We start from the raw sequence: 5,000 nt of genomic DNA on the forward strand, positions 1-5,000 counted from the left end.
CCAGAATTGGATGTCCTGCGCTTTGATCACCGGAGCGTCTCCATTCCGTCCGTGCCGAGCTTGTGAAGCCATTCTATGAAATCCGCGCGAACAATTCTCAGCTCGTTATTCGGCAGCCGGAACGCTTTCGGGCCGCGCCCGGTAGCTAGCCACCGATACACCGTAGAACGCGCTACATGCAGCTCAGAGGCCATGTCGCGCACCGACATAACATCCACCGAGGCCACCAGAAACCACCCCTGAAATTGCGCCTACGGGCCAGTCGCGGGCCAGCATTCACCCGACAACGAGACAAACGATCAGCGGCCATAATCGGCCAATTCGCATTCGCGATTATCGCTCGGTTTCCTTGACTTTCCGGAAACTGGATGTGCGGATTCAGGCCCCCGGCCCGGCTGCCGCCGGCGCCATCCCACGACCCCCCACCCACCACCCTTGACAAGGAGCCGCTTCGCGGCGCTCCCCCCGAGTGCGACCCTGCCCGCGCGGGGTCCGCGCCGCCCCGCACGCCGAACTCAGCCCCCGGCTATCCGCTGCGCACCGTGCTATCCGCTGCGCACCGTCACCGCCAGGTCCGCGTTCTCCCGCGCCGCCACGTGATCGCGCGCCAACGTCGCCGCGAGATCAGCGTCACCCAGCCAACTCCAGCCCGTGCCGAGATACCGCCAGTCCCGCACCAGCACCGCCCCGCTGTCCCCGTGCTCGCCGTGCTCGGCCTGCGCCCACGGATCGGAGTCGGGCCGGTTGCGGGTGCGCCAGGCCCGCCGCACCGCCCGCAACGTCCCCCGCGTCACCGAGTACCACCGACTCTTGGTGGCGAAGTGCCCCGCGAACCCCAGGGTGTGAACGTGTTCGGCCAGCCGCAGCCCCGCGCACTCCGGCCGCCGCGCCAAGTTGAAGCACGCCGCCACCAACAGACCCACGTGGGGGTTGCCCATCTTGCGACTCACCGCCGCAACCGCCCGCACCCCGAACCGGCGCGGCGGCAACCCACCGAAGGTGTCCGCAGCGGTCTTGGTCGCGTACTTCGCCAGATACCCCGCCGCCCGCGCCGCGTCCGCGATCGGTGAGACGTCCAGTTGCGCGCCCCACCGCGCCGCCGCCACCCCCGCCACCGGGCACGACACCGCCACCCGCCCCGCAGCATCCCCGATCGCCGCCGCCAGCGCGCCCACGTCCGCCCAGCCGGGAGGAGCCACCGTCGCCGAGCGATCCCCGTCCGCCACCCCGTCCAGGCGGATCACCGCGTGCAGGTGCACCGCCCCCCGCCGCTGATACTCCGCCACCTTGACGTACGACACGCGCACCAGCGACCGCACCGCCCGCACCGACACCGGCACCCCCGTGCGCTCCGACCCGATCCGCGCCAACGCCCGGTACAGGTAGATCATGGTGCGGCGCCACAGTTCCGGCACGGCCGCGTGCCACAGCACGTGAGCGGTGTAGTCGTAGCAGTCCCAGCACAGCGGACGCCCGATCAGCGGATCATCGGCAGCGTGCCGCGCATCGCACCACGACCGCGCCCCGTGCTCGCATTCGCCCGGCCCCGACCGCTTGCGGCACGGCCCCTCACTCGCAGCACGATGCACCGCCCCAAAGGACGGCGCAGTGAACGTCGCCAGCACCGCAGGATGCCCCGCCACCGACACCGGAACCGCATCCACCCCACCCGGCAGACTCGGCGCACGCCCCGCCAGACCCGCCGCGATCAGATGCCAGGTGTCCCGCCGATAGGTCTCCGCACACGACGGGCACACCGCCTCACGCCGATCCCCGCACGCCAGCAGCAACGCCCCATCCGGCTCACCCGAACTCGACCACTCCGCCCGAACCTCACCCGTCCGGCCGTCCACCGCCATCGCCCCACCGGCCACCCGCACCGGCCGCGCACAATGCCCCGTGTGCGCCACCTGACGCGACCACGCCCGCCACGACTCGGCATCCGCCACCCGCGCCAGCATCCCCGCCAGCACACCACCCACCGCACCACCGGGCGCGCCCGTCGCCTTTACCGTCCCTGCCCCAGCCGCCCGCACTCCGGCCGCACGCGCCCCGTTCCGCATCCCCGCACCTCCCGAAACAGACCCTGCACACAATCTGCTCGAAAGCCTTGCGAAACTAACCCCCACTACCTACAATGCGCCCCCTTGACAAACGTGTAATGCCAGCGCCAAAGAGACGACACCCGACCGGATCCGGCCAATCCTTTGCGGACACCACCCGGCACCTGATAAGCAACCGCCCCGGTCGAGGTCCGCGCCGGGGCAGCGGCGCCCACGTCAGCGCGGGGCCGGACTGGAAAGTGCCCCGGTCGGGCTGCGCCGGCCGAACTTCGCCCCTTCGGGGTGGCTACGCCATTCCGCCGGCCCACCCTCACCAATCCGCCAACCGGTGCCGCGGCCCCTGCCCCCCGCAGCATCCCGGACATGCGCCCCCAGACATGCCGAACGGGGGCGCGCACGGCGCCCCGATCGGTGCGGCAACACCGATCAGCGTGCACGCCCCCGCCATCGCCCGAGTCGAAGCGATGCGAAGGGGAACTACTTGGCTGCCACCTCCTTTCCGGTAGTCGCGATGGAACCCCTGCGGGCGGGCGCGGGGGTCTGACCACCAACCCGCCCGCAGGGCGCCTACCCCCCGCTCACCCGCTCCCGCTGTTCCTGCTGTTCCTGCTGTGCCACTGCTTCCCACAGGAACGCGCGCCCGGTCAGCACCAGGTGATGCGCGACCTCGACCGCACCCTCACCGATCCCCAGATTCAGCAGCGCCCCATCCAGAGCCGCCACCGCTGGTGACTCTCGGGGTGTCTCGCCCGGTTCGGCGGGTTCGGTCAGTTCGGCGTCCACCCACTCTTGGCGCAGCCTCTCAGCCCGCGCCACGACATGCCGCAGGACCTCACGCATGAAGCCGATGACCTCTTGCACACAGTGCGCCGCGTCCCCCAGTTCATCGGGCGTCAGACTCGGCGCCGCCGCCACCGCCGCACGCCCCAGTTCGTAAGCGCGATCGGCCAGCTCATCCAACCCCCCGGCCAGACCCGCGCCCGGCCCCGGCGCGGGACCGGTACTGGTCTGCCCTCCCTGAGTCTCTGGTCCCTGAGTCTCTGGTCCCTCAGAGGTCATCGCCGCGCTCCACCCGCAGCAGATCCGCGCGGCCGGTCATCAGCACGTGCTGAGCCAGCGTCAGCCCGCCGCACCCCAACTCCAGGTGAACCGCCGCCGACCCCATCAGCTTCATCGTGGACCGGCCCGCCTGCTCCGGCGTCTCCCGCTCGGTGATCTGCTGAACCCGAGCCCCCACGGCCGCCAGCATCCCCCACACCGCTTCGAGGGACTCGCACAGGTGCTCCACCACCAGCCCGGCCGACTCCACATCCAGGCAGTCCGCGCCCGCCTTCACCCGCGCGGCAGCCTCGCCCGTCCGCTCTGACAGCCGCTCGACATCGCGCAGCACCGCGTCCGTCACGATCTTCACCGCGCTCCCCTTCCGCAGCGCACGGCCCGGAACGCCGGACGCGACGCCGGTAGCGGGTCATGCAGCATCCGCGCCACCCGATCGGCCGCCGTCACCGCATCCCGGCACGGCCCGATGAACCCCCACGGATCGCGCATCGCATCGAAGAACCCCCACCCGCCCGGCGTGGCCTTGGCCACCGCCAGCACCGCCGCATCCTCGATCGGCTCGCCCGTCGAGACCACCAGCACCGGGAACACCGTCACCGTGTCCGGGTGCAACTCCACCCGATGCAGCCCCCGCCGCCCCAACGCCAGCGACAGACACCCCAGATGCACCATCGCCCGATCCGACCGGTACAGCGTCCACGCCCACAAGGCGCCCAACTGCACCCGCCGCGCCAAGCCCGGCCCGTCGATCACTACCGATCCGCCGATCACCATCGACCAGCCACCGCCTTTCGTCTCGGTTTCCTGACATGCGCGTTTCAGCACCCGATCAACGACCACACCCACTTGCCGTGCGGCGCGGTCGGCTTCACCCCGCACCGCAGGGACAGCGCCTCCACGATCGGCAGCCCCCACCCGCCCGCGCCGTCGTCGTGACCGGCGTCCAGGGCTTCCGCGTCCGGGGCGATATCCGCCAGCGTCAGAGCCGCCACAGGGCGAGCTGTCGGCTGCTCATCCGACCCGTCCCACACCCGCAGCACCAGCCCCGCCGCCTCCCGCCAGAACTGCACCCGAACCCGCCCGTCCGGCGTCGCCTCAACCGCGTTCGTCACCAGCTCAGCCGCGATCAGGAACACATCCGACTCACGAGCCGCCAGCCCACACGACGCCAGCCGCAGCCCCAGCAGCATCCGGACCTCACCCACAGCGGTCGGAGCCGCCAAGAACGAGTGGTCCAGCAGACCCGGCCCCGTCATCACGTCGGCGCTCACCGGACCCACACCCCGAGCGTCTCCGGACCCTCCGGCGCCGTCTTGAACGAGACCACTGCGATCACCTCCGGTTGCTCCTACCGGTGGTAACTTTAATGGATATCGCGATAAGCACACAAGTGGTTGACGTGAGAGAGCGACCGCAGGGCGTAGCGGGGAGTGAGCCCAGGCGGTCAGGCGCCCATTCGGTAGACGAGTTCGTACAGGTGAGAGCCCTTGACCAGCACCGAGACCTCCACGGGCCGATCATCGTGTGAGTAGGCCACGCGGAACTGACGGATCACCGGGACCTCGGGCAGGACCAGGAGATCAACCTCTTCGCTGGTAGGCATTCGCGATGACACCGCATCCGTGAAGTGCAGGAGGTCATGGCCCAGGTCGGCGAGAACCCGGTGTGCTCCGCCGGGAATCCGCTGTGACCCGGCAAGCTCGGTCCCGCTCGCCAACTCCAGCGGGTAGTACGACCACTCCACTTCAACCGGCCGACCCCCGTGACGCAGCAAGCGGCGCCGTAGGGCGTGTCTCAAAGGCAGGTCAGCCAATCGTTGATGACGGCGATGTGGAGGACGGCCTCGTAGCGGACGGCGACCTTGTCATACCGCGTGGC

General features: G+C 70.3%; 7 protein-coding genes. All 7 read right to left on the bottom strand.

The annotated features are described in order from the left end of the window. Positions 1 to 26 precede the first annotated feature (26 nt). Entirely contained in the window at positions 27 to 209 is a 183-nt protein-coding gene (locus tag ABT299_RS52185) for a helix-turn-helix transcriptional regulator (RefSeq protein ID WP_500255324.1), read from the bottom strand. Positions 210 to 545: 336 nt separating this feature from the next. Then, the gene (locus ABT299_RS52190; protein WP_500255414.1) at positions 546 to 1,982 is read right to left on the bottom strand and encodes a replication initiator; all 1,437 of its coding nucleotides are present in this window, start codon (positions 1,980 to 1,982) and stop codon (positions 546 to 548) included. Positions 1,983 to 2,630: 648 nt separating this feature from the next. After that, positions 2,631 to 3,023, bottom strand: a complete 393-nt coding sequence (locus ABT299_RS52195; RefSeq protein WP_500255415.1) for a hypothetical protein — start codon at positions 3,021 to 3,023, stop codon at positions 2,631 to 2,633. Positions 3,024 to 3,111: 88 nt separating this feature from the next. After that, positions 3,112 to 3,474, bottom strand: a complete 363-nt coding sequence (locus ABT299_RS52200; protein ID WP_500255416.1) for a hypothetical protein — start codon at positions 3,472 to 3,474, stop codon at positions 3,112 to 3,114. Next, positions 3,471 to 3,947 (bottom strand): hypothetical protein, encoded by a 477-nt coding sequence (locus ABT299_RS52205; RefSeq protein WP_500255417.1) that lies wholly within the window; start codon positions 3,945 to 3,947, stop codon positions 3,471 to 3,473. Before ABT299_RS52205 ends, ABT299_RS52200 begins: the two co-directional genes overlap by 4 nt. Further along, positions 3,941 to 4,393: an ATP-binding protein gene (locus tag ABT299_RS52210; RefSeq protein ID WP_500255418.1), complete on the bottom strand. Its 453-nt coding sequence runs from the start codon at positions 4,391 to 4,393 to the stop codon at positions 3,941 to 3,943. Before ABT299_RS52210 ends, ABT299_RS52205 begins: the two co-directional genes overlap by 7 nt. A gap of 173 nt (positions 4,394 to 4,566) precedes the next feature. Next, positions 4,567 to 4,935: a UTRA domain-containing protein gene (locus ABT299_RS52215; RefSeq protein WP_500255419.1), complete on the bottom strand. Its 369-nt coding sequence runs from the start codon at positions 4,933 to 4,935 to the stop codon at positions 4,567 to 4,569. Positions 4,936 to 5,000: the final 65 nt, after the last annotated feature.

This window comes from Spirillospora sp. NPDC000708, from assembly GCF_040299565.1.
Classification (GTDB): Bacteria; Actinomycetota; Actinomycetes; order Streptosporangiales; family Streptosporangiaceae; genus Spirillospora.